Below are 26,607 nucleotides of genomic sequence, written 5' to 3'. Positions count from 1 at the left end.
CTAGGCGCGGAACTGCTTGAGGGCGCGCAACTTGTTCATCACGTCCAGCGCGGCGACCTTGTAGGCCTCGGAGAACGTCGGATAGTTGAACACCGCGTCGACCAGGTACTCGATGGTTCCACCGCAGCCCATCACCGCCTGCCCGATGTGCACCAATTCCGTTGCGCTGGTACCGAAGATGTGCACCCCGAGCACGGTCAGGTCTTCTGTCGACACCAGCAGCTTGAGCATGCCGTAGGAATCGCCGGCGATCTGGCCCCGCGCGAGCTCCCGGTATCGCGATATCCCCACCTCGTAGGGCACGGAGTCCTTGGTCAGCTGCACTTCCGTCGCTCCGACGTAGGACACCTCGGGGATCGAGTAGATCCCGATCGGCTGCAGCTCGGTCATCCCGCGGCACGGTTCGTCGAAGGCGTGGTAGGCCGCCAGCCGGCCCTGATCCATCGAGGTGGCTGCCAGTGCGGGGAACCCGATGACGTCGCCGACGGCGTAGATGTGATCGACCTTGGTGCAGAAGTTGTCGTCGACGAAGATGCGGCCCCGGGCGTCGGCTTCCAGGCCTGCGTTGGCGAGATCGAGGTGTTCGGTCTGGCCCTGCCGGCCGGCGGAGTACATCACCGTTTCGGCCGGGATCTTCTTGCCGCTGGCCAGAGTGGTCACCGTGCCGGTGGCGCCGACGTCGACGGCGGTGACCTCCTCACCGAACCGGAACGTGACAGCCAGATCCCGCAGATGGAACTTCAGCGACTCGATGATCTCGGGGTCGCAGAACTCCAGCATGGCGTCGCGCTTCTCGATGACCGTCACCTTTGTGCCCAGCGCGGCGAACATCGACGCGTACTCGATGCCGATCACGCCGGCGCCGACGACCACCATGGACGTCGGCAGGGTCTTGAGATCGAGGATGCCGTCGGAGTCGAGCACCCGCTCGTCGTCGAACTCCACGCCCGCGGGGCGGGCGGGTTTGGTCCCCGTGGCCAGCACGATGTATCGGCCCTTCACCGTGGTGTGCTCGCGGCGGTCGGGATCGTCCACTTCGATGGTGTGCGCATCGACGAACCGGCCGTGACCGGAGATCAGGTCGATGCGGTTGCGCATCAGCTGGGAGCGCACGACATCCTGTTCCTTGCCGATGACGTGGGTGGTCCGGGCAAGCAGATCGGCAGGCGTGATCTTCTCCTTGACCCGGTAACTCGCGCCGTAGAGCTCGCGCTGGCTCATGCCGGTCAGGTAGACGACGGCCTCGCGCAGCGTCTTGGACGGGATGGTTCCGGTGTTGACGCAGACCCCGCCGAGCATGCGCCCGCGTTCGATGACCGCCACGGACTTTCCCAGTTTGGCGGCGGCGATCGCGGCTTTCTGCCCTCCCGGACCCGAGCCGATGACCACCAGGTCGTATTCCACCATCGAAGCCATGCAGACAGACTCGCGCGGTTGCCGCCGGTACGCATGCCGGCGGAGGTCAACTTCTCGTGAACACTGCCCACTGTTATCCCCAAAGCCGAATCGATCCCCAGTTCGGCGGGGCTGCGATGGCGACAGCGCCTCGGTGTCGGTGTCGGTTGCCAGGTTGGCGATATGTCCTCAACACCACATCCCGACGCTCCTCTCGACCGGCCCGGCGCCCTGATCGCGGCGCTGCCTGCCGTGCTGGGTTTCGCGCCCGAGAAATCGATCGTGCTCGTCACCGTCGCCGACGACGAGATGGGCGCGGTGATGCGCGCCGATCTGTCTGAGCCGCGGGAGACGTGTGTGCCGCATCTGGCCGAGCTGGCGGCGGCGTCGGGCGCGGAGGCGGTGATCGCGGTGATCGTCGATGCGGAGGGAGCGAGCTGCCCCATGTGCAAGGACCTGTATCGAGAGTGGGCGGGTGACCTCGAGGGGGAGTTGGGGCGGTGGGGGATCGAGTTGCTCGCCGCGCACGTCGTCGACGCGGTTGCTGCCGGTGGGCGGTGGAGGTGCGCCGACGGGTGCGGCGCCGCCGGTGCGGTCGAGGATCCGAGCGCATCACCCGTCGCGGCGGCGGCGGTGCTCGACGGCCGTCGGCTCTACGCCCGCCGCGATGAGCTGCTCGACGTCGTCGCCGTCAGCGATCCCGCGCACTGCGCCGAGCTGGCTGAAATGATCGGGGCCGCGGGGCCGCTGCAGGGTGATCGCTCGGGCGCCTTTGCGCGCAGCGACATCGAGCATGCCCTGCAGTGCGCGGAACAACTCGCCGCCGGGGAACCGGTCCGCGACGAACAGGCCAGCCGGCTGGCGCTGTCGCTGACCGATCCGCGGGTTCGCGACACGCTCTATGCGCTCGCCGTCGGCGACCGGGCGGGCATGGCCGAGGCGTTGTGGGCCGAGCTGTCGCGCCGGCTTCCCGCGCCGTGGCGTGTGGAAGCGCTTGTGCTACTGGCCTTCTCGGCGTACGCGCGAGGCGATGGGCCGTTGGCCGGGATCTCGCTCGACGCAGCACTGCGGTGTCAGCCGCTGCACCGGATGGCGGGAATGCTCGATCAGGCACTGCAGTCCGGTCTACGGCCGGAGCAGATCCGGGAGCTCGCGCGCACCGGGTACCGGCTCGCAGCACAACTCGGCGTCCGTTTACCGCCGCGCCAGACGTTCGGCAGGCGCGCCGGGTGATGCGGTCAGACCTTCTCGACCTTCACGGCGTGGGCCATCTCGTGCGGCAGCTCGACCTGCTCGTGTCCGGGAATCACGATCATCACGCCGCCGTGGTCGTTGACCTCGACGGTCACCCGCGCGTTGGGTACCACGCCCGCGTCTTTGAGCCGCGCGATCAAATCGACGTCGCCCTGGACGTGTTCGGTGAGCTGGCGCACCACCACGGCGACGGGCATACCGGCGGGCAGTTCAGTCAGGCGGGCCAGGTTGTGGGTCTCGTCGAGTCGGCTGTCCACGCCGAGCTCGGCAAGCCCGGGAATCGGGTTGCCGAACGGTGATGTGGTGGGGTTGTCGAGGACCTGCACCAAGCGGCGCTCGACGTCCACGCTCATCACGTGCTCCCACCGGCACGCTTCGGCGTGTACTTCTTCCCACGGCAGACCGATCACGTCGACCAGCAGACGTTCAGCGAGCCGGTGCTTACGCATCACCGCCACGGCCAGCGCCCGGCCCTTGTCGGTCAGTTCGAGGTGCCTGTCGCCGGCGACGCGCAGGAGGCCGTCGCGCTCCATCCGTGACACGGTCTGGCTGACGGTGGGACCGCTCTGTTCGAGACGCTCTGCGATACGTGCGCGCAGCGGTACTACGCCCTCTTCTTCGAGGTCGTAGATGGTTCGCAGATACATCTCGGTGGTATCGACTAGGTCATTCATTCGCACACCCTCCGTCTGGGGCGAGTCTACCGGCCACCCGATCGGTTAGCGGCTCTTCCTGCGGCGACACCGGCCACACGGGCACGACACAGCAGGAGGCCCGCCGGGGAGTTCCCGACGGGCCTACTGGCAGGACACGTCTAGCTGGCGTACGACCGGAGCCGGTCGGCGCGTTCGCCGTTACGCAGCTTGGCCATCACTTCGCGCTCGATCTGACGGACCCGCTCCCGGGAGAGCCCGAACAGCTTGCCGATCTGGTCGAGCGTGCGCGGCTGGCCGTCGTCGAGTCCGAAGCGCAGACGAATCACCTGCTGCTCGCGTTCATCGAGAGTGGCCAGCACGTACCGGATGTCGGTGTGCAGCAGTTCGGAAATCACGGCGTTCTCGGCAGACATCGCCTCGGCATCTTCGATGAAGTCACCCAGCGGTGCCTCCTCGTCGCTGCCGACTGGCATGTCCAGGCTCACCGGATCCCGGCTGTGCTCCAGAAGGTCGGTGATCTTCTCCACGGGGATGCCCGATTCTTCGGCCAGTTCCTCGTCGGTTGCCTCGCGGCCGAGGTTCTGGTGCATCTCGCGCTTGATGCGGGCCAGCTTGTTGACCTGCTCGACCAGGTGCACGGGCAGGCGGATGGTGCGGCTCTGATCGGCCATGCCTCGGGTGATCGCCTGCCGAATCCACCAGGTGGCGTAGGTGGAGAACTTGAATCCCTTGCTGTAGTCGAACTTCTCCATGGCGCGGATCAAGCCGAGGTTGCCCTCCTGGATGAGGTCCAGCAGCGGCATCCCACGGCCCGTGTAGCGCTTGGCCAGCGACACCACGAGACGCAGATTCGCCTCCAGCAGGTGGCGACGGGCCGCTTCACCGTCGCGAACCACAGCCGCCAGATCACGCTTGCGGTTCTCGCCCAACCGCTTACGGGTGGCGAGAAGATGCTGCGCGTAGAGCCCCGCCTCGATCCGCTTGGCCAGTTCGACCTCGTCGGCGGCATTGAGCAGAGCCGTCTTCCCGATCCCGTTCAGATACACCCGCACCAGGTCGGCGGCGGGGGACTGAGCGTCGAGGTCTTGGTCCATGCGGCTGGTGGTGGCATTTGCCATGACGGCCTCCTGATCGGGTGGAACTTTCAAGAGCTACAACGCCCCAGACCCGCTCAGAGTTCCCACGATGGATCCGCTTCACACCTTCTGATCAGCGGTTATTCGGGCTCGACCTGAGAATGTGCTGAGAAATGAGCAAGAACGCGCTCAGCTGCGGAAGTCGTCGCCCGAATTGTCCGCATCAGGTTGCGGTGCTCGGGGACGGCCGATATCGAGGGCCGGCCGCTCCGCGGTCGGGAACAGCGGAATGCGCGGTTGATTCCGGTAGCGCCGAGGCTCTTCGGCGCGCCGCGGCGGTCTGTCGTTGGCGATCAGCACGGCCATCCACGGAAGCGGGATGGCCACCACGACGATGGCCAGCGAGACGAGGCCGTTGTGCCAGATGCCATAGGCGACGGCGGCAAGGATGAGTGACGGAATGCGGAAGGACATCAATGCCAGGTACTTCCGCACCCGCTGACGGTGCTGTTCCTCGTAGGCGGGGGCGGCCTTGGTGATCAGTACGGGTCGGCCCTCGTCGTCGAAACTCAGCTCTTGGCCTTGTTTCATATCTCCACTGTTCCACATCGGGAGCAGGCAATGCCTGCCGCATTTATTACCAATTGATTCCCAGGCAGAATGGCGTCATGCAAACCCAGACCATCGAGCGCCCCGACACCGACGAACGCGTCGACGACGGCACCGGCGACGACACCCCGAAGTTTTTTCACTACGTCAAGAAGGACAAGATCGCCGAGAGCGCCGTCATGGGCACGCACGTCGTGGCGCTGTGCGGTGAGGTGTTTCCCGTGACCCGTTCGGCCAAGCCGGGATCGCCGGTCTGCCCGGACTGCAAACGCATCTACGACCAGCTCAAGAAGTAGCGGCGTCCGAGTCTTTCGCTGCTGGTGTGGTGGCGGGCGCGGATCCGTTGCTGCTCACCGTGTCCGATCGGGTCTCCAGCCATTCGCGCACGCGGTTGACGTGCGTGGCCGGCGCCGGCCATTCCTCCTCGATCGCGGCGTTCAACTCTGCGCCGATCATGATCGCGAACCCGAGGAAGAACGCGAACAGCAGGAACGCGATAGGTGTGGCGAGCGCTCCGTAGGTGTAGCCGGTGCTGGTGATCCAGGTCAGGTACACCCGTAGACCCCACGTGGCGACGAGGAACACCGTGGTCGCCAGCACCGAACCCACGAGCAGGCGGTGCGTGGGCAGCGGTTTGGGCAGCGACACCCGGTACAGGACGTTCACGGCGACGGTGATTGCCACGAACAGCACCGGGTAGTACCCGAACCGCAGCACGTTGTCCCAGCTGTCGGGGATGAACTCGGCAATCTTGCGCGGCCCCAGCGCCAGGAACGGCGCTGTGATGATGGCTCCTACCAGCATGACGACGTAGAGCCCGAGCGCGTAAAAACGCTGGCGCACCGGATGTCTGAGCAGTGTCTGGTCGTGCGCCTCCGTGATCGAGTCGACGAATGCCGAGATGGCCGACGATCCCGCCCACAATGAGATCACGAAGCCGACCGACACGACCTCACCCCGCGCGCCCCGCACGATGTCCCGCACGGTCGGCTCGATGATCTCGCTGACGACGTTCGGTGAGAAGAACCGTCCCGCAGTGCTGATCAACTGGCTTTCGATCACCGGCAGCGTGTCGGGTCCGAACAGTGGCGCGATGTAGGCCAAGCTGCCCAGCATGCCGAGCAGCAGCGGCGGGAGCGAGAGTGCGCACCAGAACGCTGCCTGAGCCGATTCGGAGAAAATCGAATCGTCCCAACTCTTCGACAGCGTTCTCAGTGAGATCTGCCTGATGTGGTGACGCGACGGGGTCGGCCGGAACGCTCGGTCACCCGAACGCGAAGACTGGTCAGTCATGACCAGCACAGCATGGCTGATTTCTGGCTACGACTCCACCGGGCTCGCCTCGAGCACCGCTGCAAGTTCGACGAGCTTGGCCTCGTGCTCGTTGGCGTGATGCTGGCAGAAGAGTAGCTCAGCGCCCGACGGAAGCTTGGCGCGTACCTTGGCCGCCGCTCCACACCGGTCGCAGCGATCAGCCCTGGTCAATTCCGGACTGGTGAGCGTTGCGGTCATGGCACCTCCATAGGGTGTAGCGACGTAGTTCTACTGTGTCAGACGCTTGGGGTTTCGGCCTTGTTCCCCGGGGGTTTACGGGTGTGTCGTGTCTCACGGCCGTCCGATCGACGACTCTGAGAGGCGGCTGGTATGCCCGATCCCCGAACTGCTGCGGATTACGTGCACCTGTGCACCGCTGACGAGTGGGCAGCTGCGGTGGCGTGCGGCGCGCACCGGCCCTCCTCGCTGTCTGACGTCGGCTTCGTACACCTGTCCGCGCCGCAGCAGGTCCATCTGCCCGCCAACCGGCTGTACGCCGGTCGCGCGGACCTGGTGCTGTTGCACGTCGAGGGGGCACGTCTGTCTTCTCCTGTTCGCTGGGAGCCGGGAGTCCCGACCGATCCAGATGGCATGGAGTTCCCACATTTGTATGGAGAACTGCCGATAGACGCTGTGATCCGCGTCACTCCCTACGAGCCGGGGCCTGACGGACTGTTCGCTCCGCTGCCGACCTCGACATAGGCGTCGGCCTCGATCTCGACGAACAATCCGGGATCGATCAGGGCCGACACCTCGACCATGGTCGTCACCGGGCGGATGTCTCCGAAGACGTCGGCGTGCACGGCCCCGACCTCGCGCCACGACGCGATGTCGGTGACGAAGATGCGGGTCCGCACGACATCGGACAGGGAGGCCCCGACCTCGCCGAGCGCGATAGCGATGCGCTGCAACGTTTCTCGCGTCTGAGTGGCCGCATCAGGACCCGGAGCGGTGGTTCCTGCGACGGCGACGAGCGGCCCGACACGCACCGCCCTGGAATAGCCGACCTGGTCTTCGAAGGGTGAACCGGAAAAGGCGTTGACTCGCTGGTGCACGCTGCCAACCTAGCCGCCGTCATCGCCTCGGTGAGGTGCGAGAATCCACGCGGCGTCGGCGTGCCTATTGACTGCGGTCATAATTTGCCGGTTAGATTCCAGCAATTCATGGACTCAATCGCGGGGGGATCGAACATGTCCGGAGTTGGGCGCAGCGCAGCGGCCGGCCGTCATCGCGTCACGGCGCGGCAGTGGTTCGTGGCGGGTACCGGTGGGGCGGCGATGGTCGGGGCCGGCTTCGTGATGGCCCTACAGCCCGGCGCGGGCAATCCGATTCGGCTGGAGGTCGCTCTGGCCTCGACCGAATCGAGCATCTCGTCGGAAGAGGTTGCCGCACAGGATGTGTGGTGGCTAGGGCGGTCCGGAACTGTTCATGGCGACGGTGGGTCGACGTCTGCCGCTGCGCCTGGAACGGTTCCGCGTGTCCGGATGATCGGCACGGGCGGCTGGCTGATCGGTGACGGCGCCGATGCTGCGGCGGACTGCACGGGCGCGGCCTGCAACGGCCGCAACGGCGGTCTGCTGTGGGGCGATGGTGGCGACGGCGCCAACGGTGGCAAAGGTGGCAACGGCGGACTCCTTGGCGGAAATGGCGGCCGCGGGGGAGATGGACGCTATCCGGGCCAGGACGGCGGAGCCGGTGGCAACGCCGGACGCTTCGCCGAAACCGGCAACGGAGGCGACGGCGGCAACGGTGCGGATGGCGGGCCGGGCATGGCCGGCGGCAAGGGTGGCGCCGGTGGGGCGGCCGGATCGCTGCACGGAAACGGCGGGAATGGCGGCGCCGGCGGCAAGGGCGGGGTAGGCCTCGACGGGGACAACCCGGCTCCCAGCGGCCGGGGCGCGACAGGCAACCCCAGCTATCTGGGTACCTCCGGATTGCCGTTCGCCGGCACCATCGTCGATGGGGCGATCACCGGCGCCAACGGTGGTCGCGGTGCCGACGGGGCTGCGGGCAGCAACCAGTCCGGCGGACAGGGTGGCACCGGGCAGGGCGCCAGAGGCCTCCTGGGAGGACGTCACCTGTTCACGGTCAGCGGAAACGGTGGCGACGGCGGTGACGGAGCCGGCGGCGGGATGGGCGGCGACGGCGGGAACGCCGGGCTGGCGCAGCAGAACGCGCCCGGCGCGGCAGCGTTCGGCGGCCGGGGCGGCAACGGCGGCGCCGGTGGCACCGGTGCCCGAGGTGGTGACGGAGGCGATGGCGGCAGCGTCGACATCGGTTCCACAGTGGGCTTTGGCGGCACGGGCGGTAACGGCGGCGCCGGCGGGACCGGCGCGACGGGCGGCACTGGTGCGACGGGCGGCGCAGGCGGCGCAGGCGGCCGCGCAGGCCGGCTCACCGGCACCGGTGGTGTCGGCGGCGCGGGTGGCGCGGGCGGCCAGGGTGGCACCGGCGCGACAGGCGGCACGGGTGGCGACGGCGGCGACGGCGGGATCGACCTGTCCGACCCGGTGCGCGGCACGGTGACTGACGGCGACGGAGGCGACGGCGGTGTCGGTGGCCGCGGCGGGACCGGCGGTGCCGGCGGTGCCGGTGGCACCGGTGGACGAGGCGGCGCGGGCAGCGAAGAGGAGCATTCGGCAGGTAGCGATGGTGTCAGCGGAGCGACCGGCGGCGGCGGTGCGGGCGGGTTCGGTGGCCGCGGCGGCAGCGGCGGCTCCCGCGGTGACAACGCCGGAGCGGCGGGATCGTCGGGCGGTGCCGGAAGCGCGGGACGCGGAACGGCCGGCGGTGCCGGGGGCGATGGCGGTACCGGCGGGGCGGGCAACCGCGCTGACTAGACGGGCCTAGACGGGGCCTAGACGGGCACCGCCTCGATCACCGACAGCGGGCTGACCGTCGGGATCACCTTGGTGAGTCGAAAACCCGCTTGGCGCAACAACTCCGAGTACTCGGCTCGAGTGCGTTCCCGGCCGTGCAGCATCAGCAGCATCTCGAGGTCCAGCATGTGTCCGATGAACGATGACGCGCGTTCGGGGAGCACCATTTCCAGCAGGACGAGCTTGCCGTCGGCGACGATGCCGGTGCGGATGTTCCGCAGGATCGTGGCAGCGTGCTCGTCGTCCCAGTCGTGGATGACGTTCTTCATCACGTACAGGTCCGCGCCGGCGGGTACGCGATCGAGAAACGACCCGCTCTCGACGCTCGCGCGTGCGGCGACGCCGGCGGCCTCGAAGACCGGAGCGGCACCCTCGACGACCGCAGGCAGATCGAAGAGCACCCCCCGCGCGTCCGGTGCTTTCTGCAGGATGGTGGCCAGAACCGCCCCGTGCCCACCGCCGACGTCGACGGTGAGCCGGCTGCCGGTGAAGTCATAGGCCTGCAGCGCAACGTCATTCGACAATCCGCTGGCCGCGGTCATCGCGTTGTTGAACACCTCGGCGAACTCGGGGTCGGTGTCGAGGTAGTCGAAGAACGGCATCCCACGCAGCATGTCGGCGGCAGGCTCACCCGTGCGCACCGAGTAGTCCAGGCTGCCCCAGTCCGCCCATCGCGCCGGATGCCCGATGAACAGCACCATGTCGCGCATCGAACCCGGGGCGTCGGCCCGCAGCGCCTGACCCACCGACGTCAACGCAAAGCGACCGTCACGACGCTCGCGCAGGGCGCCGCGACTGGTCATGGCGCGCATCAGTCGATGAACCGCACCGGGATGGGCTCCCACGGCCGCCGCGACGTCCGCCGAGTGGCGTGGACCGCCGGCCAACTGGTCGGCGATGCCGAGCTTGGCCGCGACATAGAGCACCTGGGTGGTCCAGGCGCCAGTGGCGATTTCGAGCAGCGCCACGTTGCCGGGGGCGGTGCCACGATGCCACTTTGCGAGCGCTGCACGCATCCGATCGATCGCCCGGATCGCCGCCACCGGCGGAAGAGGTCGTCCCATGGCGGTGACAGTAAGTGAACCGCCTTGAACAATTCTTGGACGACGCTTGGTGACGACCTAGTCGAGGTAGTCGCGCAGGACCTGCGACCGGCTGGGGTGGCGCAGCTTGCTCATCGTCTTGCTCTCGATCTGGCGGATGCGCTCACGGGTGACCCCGTAGACCTGCCCGATCTCGTCGAGCGTGCGCGGCTGGCCGTCGGTGAGGCCGAACCGCAGCCGCACCACACCGGCTTCGCGTTCGGACAGCGTCTCGAGCACCGACTGGAGCTGGTCCTGCAGCAAGGTGAAGCTCACGGCGTCCACGGCCACGACGGCCTCGGAGTCCTCGATGAAGTCGCCGAGCTGACTGTCGCCCTCGTCGCCGATGGTCTGATCGAGCGAGATGGGCTCACGCGCGTACTGCTGGATCTCCAGCACCTTCTCCGGCGTGATGTCCATTTCCTTGGCGAGCTCTTCGGGAGTGGGCTCGCGACCCAGGTCCTGGAGGAGCTCACGCTGGATGCGGCCGAGCTTGTTGATGACCTCGACCATGTGCACCGGGATGCGGATCGTGCGCGCCTGGTCGGCCATTGCGCGCGTGATTGCCTGCCGAATCCACCAGGTGGCGTAGGTCGAGAACTTGTAACCCTTGGTGTAGTCGAACTTCTCGACCGCACGGATCAGACCGAGGTTGCCCTCCTGGATGAGATCCAGGAACGCCATCCCGCGACCGGTGTAGCGCTTGGCCAGCGAGACCACGAGGCGCAGGTTGGCTTCGAGCAGATGGTTTTTCGCGCGGTCGCCGTCGCGGCAGATCCACATCATGTCGCGACGCTGGGCGGCAGGCAGTTTCTCGCCCTTCTCGGCGAGTTCTGCCATGAGCTGCGTGGCGTACAGACCGGCCTCGATGCGCTTGGCCAGCTCGACTTCTTCCTCGGCGTTGAGCAGCGCGACCTTGCCGATCTGCTTGAGGTAGGCGCGCACCGAGTCGGCGGAGGCGGTGAGCTCGGCGTCCTTACGCGCTTGGCGCAGCGCCTCGGATTCCTCTTCGTCCCAGACGAAGTCACCGGAGGCCTTGTCCTTGTCCGAGGGCTCGGCGATGTCATCGTCAGCGCCGTCCTTGCCGGCTGCAGCAGGCTTTCCGGCCGCTACCGGGGCGTCGGTCGCATCGTCGGCGGCGGGCTCGTCGGCCTCGTCGTCGCTGCTGTCGTCGACCTCGATGTCGTCGAGCTCGATCTCGGCGTCCTCGACGTCGAGATCCTCGCCGGGCTCGGCTTCGAGTTCGTCAGTGGTCTCCAGCTCGTCGGCGTTCAGGTCGGCGTCGACGCCGTCGGGGCCGGCCGCCTTCTTGGCCCGGCCGCGACCGGCGGGAGCGTCTGCGGCTTTGGCCGGTCGCTTGGCGGTGCTCTTCACCGCCTTCTTCGCGGGCGCCTTCTTCGCGGGAGTCTTGGCGGCGGTGCGCTTCACCGGCTCATCGGTTGCCGGGCTTGCCTTTGTCGCTGCCACGTACACCCTTCCAATCGTGCGGGTTTCGGCGCGCACGCGTGCGCCACCAAAAGTGTCGGCTATGTCGAATGTCGGCGACGATCTCTAGTGAGGATGCTCCGCCGCTCTCGGTGTAGGCGGCCGCCGTCGACCATTGTAACGACAGTGTGGGTGCGTACCGTGCCGAGCGGCAAATTTGACGGGCGCGCCGCGTCGGTTACTTGTGAGTAGCCGTGACGTCGACCGCGGCGGCCATCGCCGCGCCGACGATGCCGGCGCTGTTCTGCAGGGCCGCGGCGACCACCGGGGTGCGGTTCTCCAGCAGCGGAATCCACTTGTCAGCCTTGCGGCTGATGCCGCCGCCCGCGATGAACAGGTCGGGCCAGATCGCGTTCTCGATGGCCACCAGCACCTTGGTGACCTCTTTGGTCCAGCGTTCGTAGCTCCAGTCCTTGCGCTCTTTCACCGAGCTCGCAGCGCGGTGCTCGGCTTCCTTGCCCTCGACCTCGATGTGGCCGAACTCGGTGTTCGGCAGCAGCGCACCGTTGTGGATCACCGCCGAACCGATACCGGTGCCGAACGTCAACAGCACGATCACCCCGGTGTGGCCGCGCCCGGCCCCGAACTTCTCTTCAGCGAGCCCGGCGGCGTCGGCGTCGTTGAGCACCGTCACGGGCTGGCCGCCCAGCGCTGAGCTGATGACCTCGCGCGCGTTGGCGCCGATCCAGGACTTGTCGACATTGGCCGCGGTCTGCACGATGCCGTCGGACACCACGCCGGGATAGGTGACGCCCAGCGGTCCCTCCCACCCGAAGTGCTTGACCACCTCCGCGATCGTGGCAGCCACGGCATCCGGAGTGGCCGGCTGCGGGGTCAGCAGCTTGTACCGGTCGCCGATCAACGTCCCGGTATCGAGGTCGACGATGCCGCCCTTGACGCCGCTGCCGCCGACGTCGATGCCGAATCCGCGGCGCTGCGAGCCGTTTTCGGGCGCGGTCGCAGGTGAGTCGGTGGCAGTCATGCAAGCTCCTCTGCACAGGTGGGCGGCCCGGGTGGTGCCCACCCTATCGGCTGGCCAATCGCGCGGGGCGTCAGTCGGCCATCCCGGGCCGCCGCGGCGGGCGTCGGTGTGCTGCGATGGTCGGTGTGAGCGAGATCGACACCGAACCACTGGCCGTCGCGGAAGTCGCCCAGCAATTGGCCGCCGAAGCGGCGGCGTTCGTCAGGCGTCGCCGCGCCGAGGTGTTCGACCAGGCCAGTCAGGCCGACGCCGACGCCGCGATCCGATCCAAGAGCACGCCGACCGACCCGGTGACCGTCGTCGACACAGAGACCGAACGTCTGCTGCGCGAGCGGTTGGCGCAGCTGCGGCCGGGGGAGCCGATCTTGGGGGAGGAAGAGGGAGGACCCGAGGGCGGGCAGGACGAGAGGCTCACATGGGTGCTCGACCCGATCGACGGCACGGTCAACTTCGTCTACGGCATCGAGGCGTTCGCGGTGTCGATCGGCGTGCACCAGGGCGGCGTGCCGGTGGCCGGTGCGGTCGCCGACGTCGCGCACGATGCCGTCTACGCGGCCGCGGCAGGTCACGGGGCCTGGGTGGTACGCGACGGGCACAGCACCCGGCTGCGCTGCAGTGCGGCGTCGTCGTTGCCGATGGCGCTCGTCGGCACCGGGTTCTCCTACCAACCCGACGATCGTCGGCGCCAGGGCGCCGTCGTGGCGCAGCTGCTGCCCGAGATCCGGGATCTTCGGCGTATCGGGTCCTGCGCCCTGGATCTGTGCATGGTGGCTGCGGGCCGGCTCGACGCCTACTTCGAAGACGGCGTCCACGTCTGGGACTGGGCGGCCGGCGGGCTGATCGCCGCGGAGGCGGGCGCTGTGGTGCGAGCGCCGAGGGCCACGGGAGCGGGGCTCATGGTGGCGGCCGCCCCTGGGGTGGCCGGCGCGTTCGACGATGTCCTGCGGCGCTGTGGTGTGGATCTCGACGGTGCCGGGGACCGCTGAGGTCAGCAGGTCTGCGTGTGGATCTTGGTGAGCAGCGACGGATCCGCGGGGGCAGTGGCGTCGGGCATCAGGCTGGCCAGCACTGCGTCGATGTCGTCACTGTGGGCCAGCTCGGTGAAGTCGGTGCCGATCGCCAGGTCGACGGTGTCGTCCTGGCGCTGATCCTGGAAGAGCTCGGTGCACGGCGCCACCAGCCAGAGCGACGCGGCGGCGGCACGGCCGGCGGGGCCGAACCGGATCTGGCCCTGGCACTCCAGTCGCCCGTTGGCGTAGACGGGATCGTTGGCAGCCTCGGGCTCGTTGAATCCGAGATCACGCAACGCGCCGGCCACTTCGGCCGCTTGGCCGCCCTGCCCGCTGGCGTTGAGGACTTTGATCCTCGTGTCGGCGAGCTTGGCGGGGGTGACGTCGGTCATGTCGGAGCGGGACACCTGCTCCCCGAGGGTGGGGGTCGGCGCGTTGGGGTCGGCGGGGGCGGGCGGGCGGTTGCACACGGCGACCTCGCGCACGTCCGGCGGTTGTGACAGCGCGATCACCCAGACCAGCAGCGCGGCCACGGCCAATGCTGCGAACATCAAGGCGCCTGGCAGGAAGTTCCGTCGCCGGAACGGGCGTCCGTTCTTGTCGAACGCAGTGCCCTCGGTGATTTGCGCGACCACGGCACAGACTCTAGAGGCCCGCGCGCCGAGCCTCCTACCGGCACCGACAGGCCAACGGTCGGCCATGTGATGCAAATCACATTGGATCCGAGCTCATTCCGGGCACGAATCATTTGGTGGAAGCGTTCGACGCTGGTACAAAACCAACGCTGCAACGAGCTTTTTCGGAGGGGACAGGCCATGGCTACCGATTACGACGCCCCACGGCGCACAGAGACCGATGACGTTTCCGAGGATTCCCTCGAGGAACTGAAGGCACGCCGAAACGAAGCTCAGTCTGCTGTCGTCGACGTCGACGAATCCGAGACCGCCGAATCGTTCGAACTGCCGGGCGCTGATCTGTCGGGCGAGGAACTGTCCGTGCGGGTCATCCCGAAGCAGGCAGACGAGTTCACCTGCTCGAGCTGCTTTCTGGTGCACCACCGAAGCCGCCTGGCCAGTGAGAAGAACGGCATGATGATCTGCTCGGACTGCGCGGCTTAGGACCTCTGCACGGCTTAGGACCTCTGCACGGCTTGTGGCTCAGGAGTTCAGGGCCGCGAGTACCCGGTCGGGGTGGCGAGCGCTGATCAGCCAGTACGGCGTCGGATCATCTGGATCGTCGAGCACGAGAAGCACGAGCGGACCCACCCACGCCCGGTGCACGACGTAGGCGGCCGGGTCGAGTTGTCGACCCAGTGCCGCCGATTTCGCTGTCTTGGGCACCGTCGCCGACCGGGTGATCACCGCGGCGGGAAGGTGCGCACGTCCAACCCACAGCTCGGCGCTCCCGGTGCCGGGGTCCACCACCGCGATCTCCATCCGGCCGAGCCACAGCAGGGCCACGGCAGCCACAGGAAGAAGCAAGGCATACGGCAGCCACAGCGGCAGGGCAGGGACGCCCTGGTTGATCTCGAGGCCGATCAGCGCGGCAAGCCCCAACCCTGGCAGCCACCACCACCACGGCACCCAGAGCCGTTCGCGGTAGCGAACGCTGCGGGCGGTGGTGTGCGTGTCGGACACGGGGCCAAGAGTAATCTCTGACGCCGTGCCCACCTCCCTGCCGGTCGTTCGCCTGGATCCGGAACTGCCGATGCCCGAACGGGCCCACGACGGGGACGCGGGAGTGGACCTGTTCAGTGCCGTCGACATCGAGCTGGCCCCCGGCCACCGGGCGCTGGTGGGCACCGGAATCGCCGTAGCCATCCCGCACGGAATGGTCGGGCTGATCCACCCGCGGTCGGGATTGGCTGCGCGTGTTGGCCTTTCGATAGTCAACAGCCCGGGGACGATCGATGCCGGATACCGCGGCGAGATCAAGGTGTCGCTGATCAACCTGGATCCGCAGACGTCCATCGTCGTACACCGGGGGGACCGCATCGCCCAGCTGCTGGTGCAGCGGGTGGAGTTGCCCGAGCTGGTGGAGGTCACTTCTTTCGACGAGGCAGGGTTGGCCGACACGACCCGCGGCGCCGGAGGCCACGGATCTTCCGGCGGGCATGCCAGTCTGTGACGATGGCCTCCAGAGACGAACCGACAGACCCTGAGGTGGTAGCAGTGGAAGCCGACGAGGAACTCGAAGGCCCGTTCGACATCGACGATTTCGACGACCCGGACCAGGCCGCCGTCGCGCGGCTGGATCTGGGATCTGTGCTGATCCCGATGCCTGAGGCGGGACAGGTGCAGGTCGAGATCAACGAGACCGGGGTACCCAGCGCGGTCTGGGTGGTGACGCAGCACGGCCGTTTCACCGTCGCCGCCTATGCGGCACCGAAATCGACGGGCCTGTGGCGCGAGGTCGCCTCCGAGCTGGCTGAGTCGCTGCGCAAGGACGTGCCCAAGGTCAGCATCGAGGACGGCCCGTGGGGCCGCGAAGTGGTGGGCTCGGGTGGTCCGGCCGTGGTCCGCTTCATCGGTGTCGACGGCTACCGCTGGATGATCCGCTGCGTGGTCAACGGCCCCGAAGAGAGCATCGGAGCGCTGGCCGAGCAGGCCCGTGAGGCCCTCGCCGACACGGTGGTCCGCCGCGGCGACACCCCGTTGCCGGTGCGCACCCCGCTTCCAGTCGCCCTTCCTGAGCAGATGGCCGAGCAGCTGCGTGCCGCCACCGAGCAGGCTGCCGCCGCGCAGCAGGCGCAGGCCGCTCCGGAACAACAACAGCAGCAGCCCGAGCCGCCGCAGCCACCCGACGGTGCGGCGCGCCGCGCAGCGCAGGGATCAGCGATGCAACAGCTACGCACCATCACCGGCGGCTGACCAGCGCTACGGCGTCAGCGCTGGGCCTCCGCCAACGCGGCGACGCAGGCCGTGCCCAGCACTGACGGGTCGGCGCCGATGTCGGCCAATGTCACAGTTCGCAACGCCGCGCGTGGTGCAGCAGCCACCCACTCGAATCCGACCTCCAGTGGGTGGACGGCGTCGTCGGTGGCCGAGACCACCCCCATCGGTGCGGAGAGTGCCTCGAACTCGCCGACGCTCGGCGCGACGTAGCGGGCGGCAGCGTCCATCGCCTCCGGAAGGTCGGGCCACTGCCCGACCCACGACCGGGTCAGCTCCTCGGCCAGCCACGCTGGGCTCGACGCCTGCATCGCCGAGGTGGTCGACACCAACCCGTCGCGGCGCAGCATCTCCGCCGACGCCCGGGCGGCCAGCGACGCCGGAGCGGTATCGGGCGGGCCTGTCCACGCCGGCAGTGCGGCGAACACCGCGACCACATCGCCGGGGTGTGACAGTGCCCACGCCGCGGCCACTGCGGCGCCGATGGACACGCCACCCACGGCCATCGGCCCGGCGGCGGCGCGGGAGGCGTCGGCCAACGCGTCGAGGTAGCCGTCGATGAGGCGGTGCGGTTGCGGAGCCGGCGTCACCACCACCGCGCCGAGCTGGTGCAACGCCGGCGAAAACGCCCGGTCGACGAAGTTCTCGTCCGACCCGGTGCCGGGCAGGAGCACGGTCGTGACACCGCGGAGATCGACGGTCATGTTTCGATCGTGCCTGGTCGTGGAATCAGCTGTCCCGCGACCCGCCGCGGCGTTCGCATCTGGGAACCAACAGGTCTACCGTGGCGTTCGGTTGGAGTAGGCACAGCAAGTAGTGGTAAGAGGTCAGGAGAAGCCATGGCTACGGCCGAGGGTTACCTACGGCGGCTCACCCGTCGTTTGACCGAAGACCCTGAGCAGCTCGACGTCGAGGAACTCAGCGACGACGTGGAGAGCACCGGGGCGCAGAAGGCGATCGACTGCCAGCGCGGTCAAGAGGTGACCATGATCGGGACGCTGCGCAGCGTCGAGTGCAACGGCAAGGGATGCTCCGGCGGGGTGAAAGCCGAACTGTTCGACGGCACCGATTCCGTAGTGCTGGTTTGGCTCGGTCAGCGCCGCATCCCCGGTATCGAACAGGGTCGCACCCTGAAGGTGCACGGCCGCGTCGGCAAGCTCGACAACGGCGCCAAGGCGATCTACAACCCCCACTACGAGATCCAGAAGTGAGCGCACCCGGCGACGAACCGGGCACCGAGGCCACACCAGACACGCCGGCACGCGGCGCTGCCGTCCTGGAGCAGATGGGCGGCATCAGCGGCCTCATCTACTCCTCGCTGCCAGTGGTGGTCTTCGTTCCGGTCTCCACTGCCTTCGGCCTGCTGCCTGCCATCGCGGCGGCGCTCGGCGTCGCGACGCTGATCCTCATCTGGCGTCTGGTCCGCCGCGATTCCGTGCAGCCGGCGATCTCCGGCTTCTTCGGTGTCGGGATCAGCGCGCTGATCGCCTACCTCGTCGGAGCGTCCAAGGGCTACTTCCTGCTCGGCATCTGGACGTCGCTGCTCTGGGCCGTCGTGTTCGCCATCTCCGTGGTGATCCGCCGCCCCATCGTCGGGTACATCTGGGGCTGGGTGCAGACCCAGGATCGCAGCTGGCGCGACGTGCGGCGCGCGGTGTACGCCTTCGACATCGCCACGCTCGTGTGGGTCGCTGTGTTCGCCGCCCGCTTCCTCGTCCAGCAGCACCTCTACGACGAGGACCAGACCGGCTGGCTGGGAGTGGCGCGCATCGCCATGGGTTGGCCGCTGACCGCGGTGGCGGCGCTGGTGACCTACGGCGCGATTCGGGCGGCCCGACGGGCGGTGCGTGAGCAGGCTCCGACCCCGACCGAGACGGCTACCGGGACCGAGACGGCTGCCGGGACCGAGACGGCTGCCGCGACCGAGACCGACGATTCGGTGTCCGAGCAGCGCTGAGCGGACTCAGCGCTGGCGGGGCCGTAGGAGCAGTTCGCGCAGTTCGTCCTCGACCTGGGCCACGGCCACGAAGAGCAACTCGTCGCCGCCCTCAAGGGGTTCGTCCCGTTCGGGGACGATCACTCGCGGCCCACGCAGGATCGTGACCAACGTTGCGTCGCGTGGCAATTCGAGGCGCTTGACCGGCTTACCGCCCCAGGGCGTGTCGTCGGGCAGCGTGATCTCCACGAGGTTCGCCTGGCCCTTGCGGAACTCCATCAGCCGCACCAGGTCACCCACCGAGACGGCTTCCTCCACCAGCGAGGCCAGCATCCGCGGCGTCGACACCGCGACATCGACACCCCAGGCCTCGTCGAACAACCACTCGTTGCGTGGATCGTTGACGCGGGCCACCACGCGCGGCACCGCGAACTCGGTTTTCGACAGCAGGCTCAGCACCACGTTGGCCTTGTCGTCGCCCGTCGCGGCGATCACCACGTCGAACTCCTCGAGCTTGACCGCCTCCAGCAGGCTCAGCTCGCACGCGTCGCCGAGGCGCCAGTGCGCCGCCGGAATCGCTTCCACGTCGATGTGGTCGGAGTCGCGTTCGAGAAGGGTGACGTCATGGGACTCGACCAGCTCGCGGGCGATGGACCGGCCGACCGCACCCGCACCCGCAATCGCAACTTTCACGTCCTCAGCCCTCCGCGTCTTCGCTCGGCGGTAGCGCCGCGATCGCCAACGCCTCGGCGACATGACCGGAGATCGCGGCCAGGTACACCTGATCGCCCGCCTGGATCACCGTCTTGGGGTCGGGCAGCAGGCCCGCGCCGAAGCGGATGATGAACGCGACGCGGCCCGACGTGGCGGCCTCCAAGTCGGTCATCCGACGGCCGGCCCAGCTCTCGTGCAGGGCGAGCTCGGTGACACCGACGTTGCCGCTCGGGTCACGCCACTTGGTGGTCTCCGTCTCGCGGATGAGGACGTTGAGCAGTCGGTCGGTGGTCCACGGCACCGTCGCGACGGTCGGAATGCCCAGACGTTCGTAGACGGCGGCACGCTTGGCGTCATAGATGCGGGCCACGACCCGCTGGACGCCGAAGGTCTCCCGCGCGACACGCGCGGAGATGATGTTCGAGTTGTCGCCCGAGGAGACCGCAGCGAACGCCGACGCGTTCTCGATGCCCGCGCGGATCAGCACGTCGCGGTCGAACCCCATGCCGAGTACGCGTTGGCCCGGGAACGAGGGGGACAGGCGGTGAAAAGCCGTGCCGTCACGGTCGATGACGGAGACGTCGTGGCCGATCCTGGCCAGACTGTCGGACAGCGACGCGCCGACGCGGCCGCATCCCATCACCACTACACGCACTGCGGGTCCTTTCCGGCGGGGCCGAATGTGGCGTTTGGCGAGCTGTTACCACCCGTGCACTGAGGAACGCTACAGCTTTGCGTCACCTCACGACCGTCGGGCTTTACTCTTGGCACTCGTGTCCAAGCTTTCGACGGCCGCCCGACGGCTCGTACTGGGCCGGCCGTTCCGCAGCGACAAGCTCGCCCACACGCTGCTGCCGAAACGGATCGCGCTCCCGGTCTTCGCCTCTGACGCGCTGTCGTCGGTCGCCTACGCCCCCGAAGAGATCTTCCTGGTGCTCTCGGTCGCGGGTTTGTCGGCCTACTCGATGGCGCCCTGGATCGGTCTCGTGGTCGCCGCGGTCATGCTGATCGTGATCGCGAGTTACCGGCAGAACGTGCACGCCTACCCGTCCGGCGGCGGCGACTACGAGGTGGTGACCACCAACCTCGGCCCGACCGCCGGCCTGACCGTCGCCAGCGCGCTGCTGGTCGACTACGTGCTCACCGTGGCCGTGTCGATGTCGTCGGCGATGTCCAACATCGGGTCGGCGATACCGTTCATCGACCAGCACAAGGTGTGGTTCGCGATCATCGCGATCCTGGTGCTGGCCTCGCTGAACCTGCGCGGCATCCGGGAATCGGGCACCGCATTCGCTGTTCCCACCTACGCGTTCATGATCGGCATGTACCTGATGCTGGGCTGGGGCTTCTTCCAGATCTACGTGCTGGGCCACGAGCTGCGCGCCGAGTCGGCGGGGTTCGAGATGCACTCCGAGCACGGCGACGTCCTGGGATTCGCGCTGGTGTTCCTGATCGCGCGCGCCTTCTCCTCGGGCAGCGCGGCGCTGACCGGTGTCGAGGCGATCAGCAATGGCGTCCCGGCGTTCCGGAAACCCAAGTCCCGCAACGCCGCGACCACGCTGCTGCTGCTCGGCGGCATCGCGATCACGCTGTTCATGGGCATCATCATGCTGGCCCGTGCCACCGGTGCGCAGATCGCCGAGCGTCCGCTGGAACAGCTGGGCGGGGCCCCGCCGGACTACCAGCAGAAGACGCTGATCGCCCAGTTGGCCGACGCGGTGTTCCACGATTTCCCCATCGGGCTCTATCTGATCGCCGGGGTGACCGCACTGATCCTGGTGCTCGCCGCCAACACCGCCTTCAACGGCTTTCCGGTGCTGGGCTCCATCCTCGCCCAGGACCGCTTCCTGCCACGGCAGCTGCACACCCGCGGTGATCGGCTGGCGTTCTCCAATGGGATCCTGTTCCTGGCGTTCGGCGCGATCGCGTTCATCGTGGCGTTCCAGGCGCAGGTGACGGCGCTGATCCAGCTGTACATCGTCGGGGTGTTCGTGTCGTTCACGCTCAGCCAGATCGGGATGGTGCGGCACTGGACGCGGTTGTTGCGCACCGAGACCGATTCGGCCGCGCGGGCACGAATGATGCGTTCGCGGGTCATCAACACCGTCGGTTTCCTGTGCACCGGAACGGTGCTCATCATCGTGGTGCTCACCAAGTTCCTGGTGGGGGCGTGGATCGCGATCCTCGCGATGGCTGCGCTGTTCTTCATCATGAAGCTGATCCACAAGCACTACGCGTCGGTGAGCCGCGAGCTGGAAGCCCGCGCAGCCGAAATGGAAGACATCGTGCTGCCCAGCCGCAATCACGCGGTCGTGCTGGTGTCCAACGTGCACATGCCCACCCTGCGCGCGCTGGCGTACGCCCGCGCCACCCGCCCTGACGTGCTGGAGGCCATCACGGTCAGCGTCGACGACGGGGAAACCCGTGAGCTCGTGCACAAGTGGGAATCCAGTGACATCAGTGTGCCGCTCAAGGTCATCGCCTCGCCGTACCGCGAGATCACCCGTCCCGTCCTCGAGTACGTCAAGCGGGTCAGCCGTGAGTCGCCCCGCACGGTGGTGACGGTGTTCATCCCCGAGTACGTGGTCGGCCACTGGTGGGAACAGGTGCTGCACAACCAGAGTGCGTTGCGGCTCAAGGGCAGACTGCTGTTCGAACCCAACGTCATGGTGACGTCGGTGCCGTGGCAGCTGTCGTCGTCCGAGCGGCTCAAGAAGCTCTCTCCGCAGTCCGCCCCGGGCGATGCGCGCAAGGGGTTCCTCGATTGACCGCTGAGGTGCCCGCGGAGCTGATCCTCACCACGGGGCGCCCCGCGAACGGCGGTAGCGTCGTCGCCCGCCATGACGGCCGGGTGGTGTTCGTGCGCTACGCCCTTCCCGGGGAGACCGTGCGGGCGCGCCTGGTCGACGCCGGTTCGACGCGCGAGAAGTTCTGGAACGCCGAGGCGGTCGAGGTGATCGAACCGTCGCCGGATCGCGTCGACTCCTGGTGTCCGATCGCTGGCGTGGGTGGGTCGGGATGCTGCGACCTGGCGTTCGTCGAGCCCACGGCGGCCCGACGGCTCAAGGGTGCTGTGGTGGCCAATCAGCTTGCGCGGCTTGGCAATTACGACTGGCGGGCCGAGGATGACGCGTCCGCAGAGGCGGTGGGAGAGGCCGGGCACAGCGGCTGGCGCACCCGGGTGCGTCTGGATGTGTCGGCTGACGGGCGGGCAGGATTCCACCGATACCACAGCGCCGACCTGGTGCACCGACTCGACTGTGCGCAGGTGCCCGCGGCGCTGCTGTCCGGGGTGGCCGAGCAGAGGTGGCCGTCGGACGCTGCGGTGCACGTGGCCGTCGACGACGACGGGCGCCGACACATCGTGGTGGCGGCAAAGGGTCGCAAAGCTGAAGTGCGAGAAGGTGATTACGAGGGAGTGCAGCGCGTCGCCGGTCGGACGTGGCGTGTGCCGGTGACGGCTTTCTGGCAGGCGCATCGTGATGCCCCGGCGCTCTACAGCGCCCTGGTGTCGGAGTGGGCGCAGCTCGAACCGGGCATGACCGCGTGGGACCTCTACGGCGGCGCGGGTGTGTTCGCGGCGGCGCTGGCGACGGCCATGGGGGACACCGGACGGGTGCTCACCGTCGACACCTCACGCGGAGCGGCCCGCGCCGCCCGGGCTGCGCTGGGTGATCTGGGCTCGGTCAGCGTGGTCACGGACTCGGTGCGCCGCGCACTGGCAAGTCAGACGACCCGCGCGGACGTCGCCGTGCTCGACCCACCGCGTACCGGGGCCGGTCGCGACGTGATCGCCGCACTGTCTGCCGCCGAGGTGCCGAGGGTCGTCCACATCGGTTGTGAGGCAGCGTCTTTCGCGCGCGATATTGGCTTGTACCGCGAAGGTGGGTACCAGGTCGAGGATCTCCGGGTGTTCGATTCGTTTCCGCTCACCCACCACGTGGAGTGCGTGGCGGTGCTCACCCGGTAGTAGGGTGATCGCCAGGTGTGCCGGGAAGTCTGGTCGGCGTGACTTCGACGACCGAGGAGGGCACCTGATGGCCGACGATCCCCGTATTCCGCTGCGGCGACGGCTGTTCAGCCGCGGGTCCTGGGCCGAGACCAGCCGGGCCACCGAGATCCTTCGCAAGGAGACCGTCGGCGGGGTCATCCTCCTCGTCGCGGCCGCCGCCGCGCTCGTCTGGGCCAACTCCCCGTGGGCGGCCAGCTACTTCGCATTGCGTGACCTCGAGGTCGGCGGTCACTGGCTGGGGCTGCACCTGGATCTGACGCTGGGCGCGTGGGCGGCCGACGGGCTACTGGCAATCTTCTTCTTCGTCGTCGGGCTGGAGCTCAAACGGGAATTCGTCGCCGGCGATCTGCGCGACCCGAGCCGTGCCGCGCTGCCCATCGCGGCCGCGGTCGGCGGCATGGTGATGCCGGCGCTGATCTTCGTCGCCATCAACGTCGGCACCGGCAGCGACAACGGGGCCCTGCGCGGCTGGGCGATCCCGACCGCCACCGACATCGCGTTCGCGGTCGCCGTGCTCGCCGTCATCGCGACGCACCTGCCGTCGGCGTTGCGCACGTTCCTGCTGACCCTGGCCGTGGTGGACGACCTGCTGGCCATCACTGTGATCGCGGTCTTCTACTCCGAGAAGATCAACCTGATCGCGTTGGCGGCCACACTGATCCCGCTCGCGTTGTTCGCACTGTGCGTGCAGCGCCGCATACGTGCCCCGTGGCTGCTGATCCCGCTGGCGGTGGCGACCTGGGTGCTGATGCACGAGTCGGGCGTGCACGCCACGGTCGCCGGCGTGCTGCTCGGTTTCACGGTGCCGGTGCTGCGCAGCCAAGCCGCAGGGGGTCCCGACGCAGGGCCGGGCCTGGCCGAGCATTTCGAGCATCTGCTGCGGCCGGTGTCGGCCGGTTTCGCGATCCCCGTGTTCGCGTTCTTCGCCGCGGGGGTCGGGATCGGTGGGCTCAGTGGTCTGGGCCGGGCGCTGACCGACCCGATCACGCTCGGCATCATCGCCGGGCTGGTGCTGGGCAAGCCCATCGGCATCCTGCTGACCACCGGTGTCCTGTCGCGCATCACCCGGGCCACGCTCGATCCGTCGCTGCGCTGGGTCGACGTGTTCGGCATCTCCCTGCTGGCCGGGATCGGCTTCACGGTGTCGCTGTTGATCGGGGACCTGGCTTACGGCATGGGCTCCGAACGTGACGAATTCGTGAAGATCGGAGTGTTGTGCGGATCACTGCTGGCGGCATGTCTTGCTGCGGTCGTCCTGCTGACCAGGAACAGGGCCTACCGGCGGATTTGTCGTGAGGAATCGGTGGACGCGGACCTCGACGGCGTGCCCGATGTGTACCAGCGTCGAAACGACTGATCTGGTTACCGGTGCGTAGACTGACCCAATGCTTGAACAGATCCGCGGTCCCGCTGATCTGCAGCACCTGTCGCAGGCACAGGTGGATGCGCTGGCCGGGGAAATCCGCCACTTCCTGATCCACAAGGTCGCGGCAACCGGCGGTCACCTGGGACCCAATCTCGGCGTTGTCGAGCTGACACTCGCGCTGCATCGCGTCTTCGACTCGCCCCATGATCCGATCCTGTTCGACACGGGACATCAGGCCTACGTGCACAAGATGCTCACGGGCCGCTGCCAGGACTTCGAGACGCTACGCAAGAAGGACGGCCTGTCCGGCTACCCCTCGCGCGAGGAGAGCGTCCACGACTGGGTCGAGTCCAGCCATGCGTCCTCGGCGCTGTCCTACGCCGACGGTCTGGCGAAGGCCTTCGAGCTCAGCGGGCACCGCAACCGCCACGTGGTGGCCGTCGTCGGCGACGGCGCCCTGACCGGCGGCATGTGCTGGGAGGCGATGAACAACATCGCGGCATCCAAGCGCCCCGTGGTGATCGTCGTCAACGACAACGGCCGCAGCTACGCGCCGACGATCGGCGGATTCGCCGAGCATCTGGCGCGGTTGCGTCTGCAGCCGGGCTACGAGCGCGTGCTCGAGGAAGGCCGCAAGGCGGTGCGGGGCGTGCCGATGATCGGCGAGTTCTGCTACCAGTGCATGCACAGCATCAAGGCGGGCATCAAGGACGCGCTCTCCCCACAGGTGATGTTCACCGACCTGGGCCTCAAGTACGTCGGCCCGATCGACGGCCACGACGAACACGCTGTCGAGAGCGCGCTGCGGCATGCCCGCGCCTACAACGCGCCGGTGGTGGTGCACGTCGTCACCCGCAAGGGCATGGGCTACGCGCCCGCCGAGAACGACGAAGACGACCAGATGCACGCGTGCGGTGTGATCGACCCGGAGACGGGGCTGGCGACGACGATCCCGGGGCCGGGGTGGACGTCGACCTTCTCCGAGTCGTTGATCTCGCTGGCCGGCAAGCGGCGCGATGTCATCGCGATCACCGCGGCGATGCCGGGCCCCACGGGTCTGAGCGCGTTCCGACAGCGGTACCCCGACCGTTTCTTCGACGTCGGCATCGCCGAGCAGCACGCGATCACCTCTGCTGCCGGTTTGGCGATGGGCGGCATGCATCCGGTGGTCGCCGTGTACTCGACGTTCCTGAACCGGGCGTTCGACCAGGTGATGATGGACGTCGCGCTGCACAAGCTGCCGGTGACGATCGTGCTGGACCGCGCCGGAGTCACCGGTCCCGACGGGGCCAGCCACAACGGCATGTGGGACATGTCGATCCTCGGCGTGGTCCCCGGCATGAAGGTGGCGGCGCCGCGCGACGGCGCCCGGCTGCGGGAAGAGCTGGCAGAAGCACTCGACATCAGTGACGGCCCCACCGCTATTCGTTTCCCGAAAGGCGATGTCGGACAAGACATCACAGCGGTCGAACGCCGCGACGGGGTGGACGTGCTGGCGAAGCCCGCCGACGGTCTCACCGACGACGTCCTGGTCATCGCAATCGGACCGTTCGCGACGATGGCGCTGGCAGTGGCCGAGCGGCTGCGCAACCAGGGCATCGGCGTCACCGTCGTCGATCCCCGGTGGGTGCTGCCGGTGCCCGCGGTGCTCACCACGCTCGCCGCGCAGCACAAGCTGGTCGTCACGCTCGAGGACAACGGGGTGCACGGCGGTATCGGTTCGGCGGTCTCGACGGCATTGCGTCGCGCGGAGATCGACGTGCCCTGCCGGGACGCCGCGTTGCCGCAGGAGTTCTTCGCGCACGCCTCCCGCGGTGAGGTGCTCACCGAGGTCGGCCTGACCGAGCGCAATCTCGCCCGGCAGATCACCGGCTGGGTCGCAGCACTGGGTACCGGTGTCGCGGAGAAGGAAGTCAGCCAGCAGCTCGACTGAGCACTGCCGGTCG

Annotated in this window: 29 protein-coding genes; 14 read left to right on the top strand and 15 right to left on the bottom strand. The window is 68.1% G+C overall.

Features of this window, described 5'->3' with window-relative positions:
* A complete protein-coding gene (gene sthA / locus ACZYYX_RS21855) occupies positions 1 to 1,407 on the bottom strand; it encodes a Si-specific NAD(P)(+) transhydrogenase (protein ID WP_463817175.1) in 1,407 nt (468 codons plus the stop codon).
* Positions 1,408 to 1,578: 171 nt separating this feature from the next.
* Here sthA and ACZYYX_RS21850 point away from each other — a divergent pair, with 171 nt between their 5' ends.
* Complete coding sequence (locus ACZYYX_RS21850) at positions 1,579 to 2,628, top strand: DUF4192 domain-containing protein (RefSeq protein ID WP_463816719.1); 1,050 nt, start codon at positions 1,579 to 1,581, stop codon at positions 2,626 to 2,628.
* A gap of 5 nt (positions 2,629 to 2,633) precedes the next feature.
* On the opposite strand, the gene ACZYYX_RS21845 is transcribed toward ACZYYX_RS21850, so the two are convergent.
* The 3 genes from ACZYYX_RS21845 to ACZYYX_RS21835 form a co-directional block, all read right to left on the bottom strand.
* Positions 2,634 to 3,323, bottom strand: a complete 690-nt coding sequence (locus ACZYYX_RS21845) for a metal-dependent transcriptional regulator (RefSeq protein ID WP_335331584.1) — start codon at positions 3,321 to 3,323, stop codon at positions 2,634 to 2,636.
* 140 nt (positions 3,324 to 3,463) lie between these two features.
* Positions 3,464 to 4,423 (bottom strand): sigma-70 family RNA polymerase sigma factor SigB, encoded by a 960-nt coding sequence (gene sigB / locus ACZYYX_RS21840; RefSeq protein WP_463816717.1) that lies wholly within the window; start codon positions 4,421 to 4,423, stop codon positions 3,464 to 3,466.
* A 147-nt stretch (positions 4,424 to 4,570) separates the two neighbouring features.
* A complete protein-coding gene (locus ACZYYX_RS21835; protein ID WP_463816716.1) occupies positions 4,571 to 4,990 on the bottom strand; it encodes a DUF3099 domain-containing protein in 420 nt (139 codons plus the stop codon).
* A gap of 59 nt (positions 4,991 to 5,049) precedes the next feature.
* On the opposite strand from ACZYYX_RS21835, the gene ACZYYX_RS21830 reads away from it, so the two are divergent.
* Positions 5,050 to 5,286, top strand: coding sequence for a DUF3039 domain-containing protein (locus ACZYYX_RS21830; protein WP_463816715.1), 237 nt, complete (start codon positions 5,050 to 5,052; stop codon positions 5,284 to 5,286).
* On the opposite strand, the gene ACZYYX_RS21825 is transcribed toward ACZYYX_RS21830, so the two are convergent.
* Positions 5,276 to 6,283: a YihY/virulence factor BrkB family protein gene (locus ACZYYX_RS21825; RefSeq protein WP_463816714.1), complete on the bottom strand. Its 1,008-nt coding sequence runs from the start codon at positions 6,281 to 6,283 to the stop codon at positions 5,276 to 5,278. The two genes, ACZYYX_RS21830 and ACZYYX_RS21825, sit on opposite strands and share 11 nt — an antisense overlap.
* 27 nt (positions 6,284 to 6,310) lie before the next feature.
* Positions 6,311 to 6,502: a DUF7455 domain-containing protein gene (locus ACZYYX_RS21820; RefSeq protein WP_221359708.1), complete on the bottom strand. Its 192-nt coding sequence runs from the start codon at positions 6,500 to 6,502 to the stop codon at positions 6,311 to 6,313.
* Between the two features lie 132 nt (positions 6,503 to 6,634).
* Between ACZYYX_RS21820 and ACZYYX_RS21815 the strand changes: the two genes are divergently transcribed.
* Positions 6,635 to 7,006 carry a DUF952 domain-containing protein gene (locus tag ACZYYX_RS21815; RefSeq protein ID WP_463816713.1) on the top strand — a complete coding sequence of 124 codons (372 nt, stop codon included), beginning with the start codon at positions 6,635 to 6,637 and terminating at the stop codon, positions 7,004 to 7,006.
* Here ACZYYX_RS21815 and ACZYYX_RS21810 read toward each other — a convergent pair.
* The gene (locus ACZYYX_RS21810) at positions 6,955 to 7,359 is read right to left on the bottom strand and encodes a RidA family protein (RefSeq protein WP_463816712.1); all 405 of its coding nucleotides are present in this window, start codon (positions 7,357 to 7,359) and stop codon (positions 6,955 to 6,957) included. The two genes, ACZYYX_RS21815 and ACZYYX_RS21810, sit on opposite strands and share 52 nt — an antisense overlap.
* 108 nt (positions 7,360 to 7,467) lie before the next feature.
* Between ACZYYX_RS21810 and ACZYYX_RS21805 the strand changes: the two genes are divergently transcribed.
* A complete protein-coding gene (locus tag ACZYYX_RS21805; RefSeq protein ID WP_463816711.1) occupies positions 7,468 to 9,144 on the top strand; it encodes a hypothetical protein in 1,677 nt (558 codons plus the stop codon).
* Between the two features lie 17 nt (positions 9,145 to 9,161).
* Here the strand turns inward: ACZYYX_RS21805 and ACZYYX_RS21800 are convergent, their stop codons facing one another.
* The 3 genes from ACZYYX_RS21800 to ppgK form a co-directional block, all read right to left on the bottom strand.
* Positions 9,162 to 10,247 carry a methyltransferase gene (locus ACZYYX_RS21800; protein ID WP_463816710.1) on the bottom strand — a complete coding sequence of 362 codons (1,086 nt, stop codon included), beginning with the start codon at positions 10,245 to 10,247 and terminating at the stop codon, positions 9,162 to 9,164.
* 57 nt (positions 10,248 to 10,304) lie between these two features.
* On the bottom strand, positions 10,305 to 11,732 hold the full coding sequence (locus tag ACZYYX_RS21795; protein WP_463816709.1) for an RNA polymerase sigma factor: 1,428 nt from the start codon (positions 11,730 to 11,732) through the stop codon (positions 10,305 to 10,307).
* Between the two features lie 196 nt (positions 11,733 to 11,928).
* Positions 11,929 to 12,732, bottom strand: coding sequence for a polyphosphate--glucose phosphotransferase (gene ppgK, locus ACZYYX_RS21790; RefSeq protein WP_463816708.1), 804 nt, complete (start codon positions 12,730 to 12,732; stop codon positions 11,929 to 11,931).
* Positions 12,733 to 12,857: 125 nt separating this feature from the next.
* Here ppgK and ACZYYX_RS21785 point away from each other — a divergent pair, with 125 nt between their 5' ends.
* Positions 12,858 to 13,718 carry an inositol monophosphatase family protein gene (locus ACZYYX_RS21785; protein ID WP_463816707.1) on the top strand — a complete coding sequence of 287 codons (861 nt, stop codon included), beginning with the start codon at positions 12,858 to 12,860 and terminating at the stop codon, positions 13,716 to 13,718.
* Positions 13,719 to 13,720: 2 nt separating this feature from the next.
* Here ACZYYX_RS21785 and cei read toward each other — a convergent pair whose 3' ends face one another.
* Positions 13,721 to 14,377, bottom strand: a complete 657-nt coding sequence (gene cei / locus ACZYYX_RS21780; protein WP_463816706.1) for an envelope integrity protein Cei — start codon at positions 14,375 to 14,377, stop codon at positions 13,721 to 13,723.
* Between the two features lie 180 nt (positions 14,378 to 14,557).
* Between cei and ACZYYX_RS21775 the strand changes: the two genes are divergently transcribed.
* A complete protein-coding gene (locus ACZYYX_RS21775; protein WP_043408120.1) occupies positions 14,558 to 14,860 on the top strand; it encodes a DUF4193 domain-containing protein in 303 nt (100 codons plus the stop codon).
* A 39-nt stretch (positions 14,861 to 14,899) separates the two neighbouring features.
* Here the strand turns inward: ACZYYX_RS21775 and ACZYYX_RS21770 are convergent, their stop codons facing one another.
* The gene (locus ACZYYX_RS21770; RefSeq protein WP_463816705.1) at positions 14,900 to 15,379 is read right to left on the bottom strand and encodes a DUF3093 domain-containing protein; all 480 of its coding nucleotides are present in this window, start codon (positions 15,377 to 15,379) and stop codon (positions 14,900 to 14,902) included.
* Between the two features lie 25 nt (positions 15,380 to 15,404).
* On the opposite strand from ACZYYX_RS21770, the gene dut reads away from it, so the two are divergent.
* Positions 15,405 to 15,869 (top strand): dUTP diphosphatase, encoded by a 465-nt coding sequence (dut, locus tag ACZYYX_RS21765; protein ID WP_463816704.1) that lies wholly within the window; start codon positions 15,405 to 15,407, stop codon positions 15,867 to 15,869.
* Between the two features lie 2 nt (positions 15,870 to 15,871).
* On the top strand, positions 15,872 to 16,612 hold the full coding sequence (locus ACZYYX_RS21760; protein ID WP_463816703.1) for a DUF3710 domain-containing protein: 741 nt from the start codon (positions 15,872 to 15,874) through the stop codon (positions 16,610 to 16,612).
* 14 nt (positions 16,613 to 16,626) lie between these two features.
* On the opposite strand, the gene ACZYYX_RS21755 is transcribed toward ACZYYX_RS21760, so the two are convergent.
* A complete protein-coding gene (locus ACZYYX_RS21755) occupies positions 16,627 to 17,337 on the bottom strand; it encodes an alpha/beta hydrolase (protein ID WP_463816702.1) in 711 nt (236 codons plus the stop codon).
* A gap of 135 nt (positions 17,338 to 17,472) precedes the next feature.
* Between ACZYYX_RS21755 and ACZYYX_RS21750 the strand changes: the two genes are divergently transcribed.
* Positions 17,473 to 17,844 carry an OB-fold nucleic acid binding domain-containing protein gene (locus ACZYYX_RS21750; RefSeq protein ID WP_046366313.1) on the top strand — a complete coding sequence of 124 codons (372 nt, stop codon included), beginning with the start codon at positions 17,473 to 17,475 and terminating at the stop codon, positions 17,842 to 17,844.
* The gene (locus tag ACZYYX_RS21745; protein ID WP_463816701.1) at positions 17,841 to 18,590 is read left to right on the top strand and encodes a DUF3159 domain-containing protein; all 750 of its coding nucleotides are present in this window, start codon (positions 17,841 to 17,843) and stop codon (positions 18,588 to 18,590) included. Before ACZYYX_RS21750 ends, ACZYYX_RS21745 begins: the two co-directional genes overlap by 4 nt.
* Positions 18,591 to 18,596: 6 nt before the next feature.
* Here the strand turns inward: ACZYYX_RS21745 and ACZYYX_RS21740 are convergent, their stop codons facing one another.
* Positions 18,597 to 19,262 carry a potassium channel family protein gene (locus ACZYYX_RS21740; protein ID WP_463816700.1) on the bottom strand — a complete coding sequence of 222 codons (666 nt, stop codon included), beginning with the start codon at positions 19,260 to 19,262 and terminating at the stop codon, positions 18,597 to 18,599.
* 4 nt (positions 19,263 to 19,266) lie between these two features.
* Positions 19,267 to 19,938, bottom strand: a complete 672-nt coding sequence (locus ACZYYX_RS21735) for a potassium channel family protein (RefSeq protein ID WP_463816699.1) — start codon at positions 19,936 to 19,938, stop codon at positions 19,267 to 19,269.
* Between the two features lie 118 nt (positions 19,939 to 20,056).
* On the opposite strand from ACZYYX_RS21735, the gene ACZYYX_RS21730 reads away from it, so the two are divergent.
* The 4 genes from ACZYYX_RS21730 to dxs all read left to right on the top strand — a co-directional run bounded on the left by ACZYYX_RS21730 (position 20,057) and on the right by dxs (position 26,594).
* A complete protein-coding gene (locus ACZYYX_RS21730) occupies positions 20,057 to 22,051 on the top strand; it encodes an APC family permease (protein WP_463816698.1) in 1,995 nt (664 codons plus the stop codon).
* On the top strand, positions 22,048 to 23,253 hold the full coding sequence (locus ACZYYX_RS21725) for a class I SAM-dependent RNA methyltransferase (protein WP_463816697.1): 1,206 nt from the start codon (positions 22,048 to 22,050) through the stop codon (positions 23,251 to 23,253). Before ACZYYX_RS21730 ends, ACZYYX_RS21725 begins: the two co-directional genes overlap by 4 nt.
* A gap of 67 nt (positions 23,254 to 23,320) precedes the next feature.
* Positions 23,321 to 24,652 carry a Na+/H+ antiporter NhaA gene (gene nhaA, locus ACZYYX_RS21720; protein ID WP_463816696.1) on the top strand — a complete coding sequence of 444 codons (1,332 nt, stop codon included), beginning with the start codon at positions 23,321 to 23,323 and terminating at the stop codon, positions 24,650 to 24,652.
* 28 nt (positions 24,653 to 24,680) lie between these two features.
* Complete coding sequence (dxs, locus tag ACZYYX_RS21715; protein ID WP_463816695.1) at positions 24,681 to 26,594, top strand: 1-deoxy-D-xylulose-5-phosphate synthase; 1,914 nt, start codon at positions 24,681 to 24,683, stop codon at positions 26,592 to 26,594.
* Positions 26,595 to 26,607: the final 13 nt, after the last annotated feature.

The sequence above is a fragment of the Mycobacterium sp. IDUB_1 genome (genome assembly GCF_055419625.1).
This window is presented reverse-complemented; position numbering and strand designations above follow the sequence as displayed.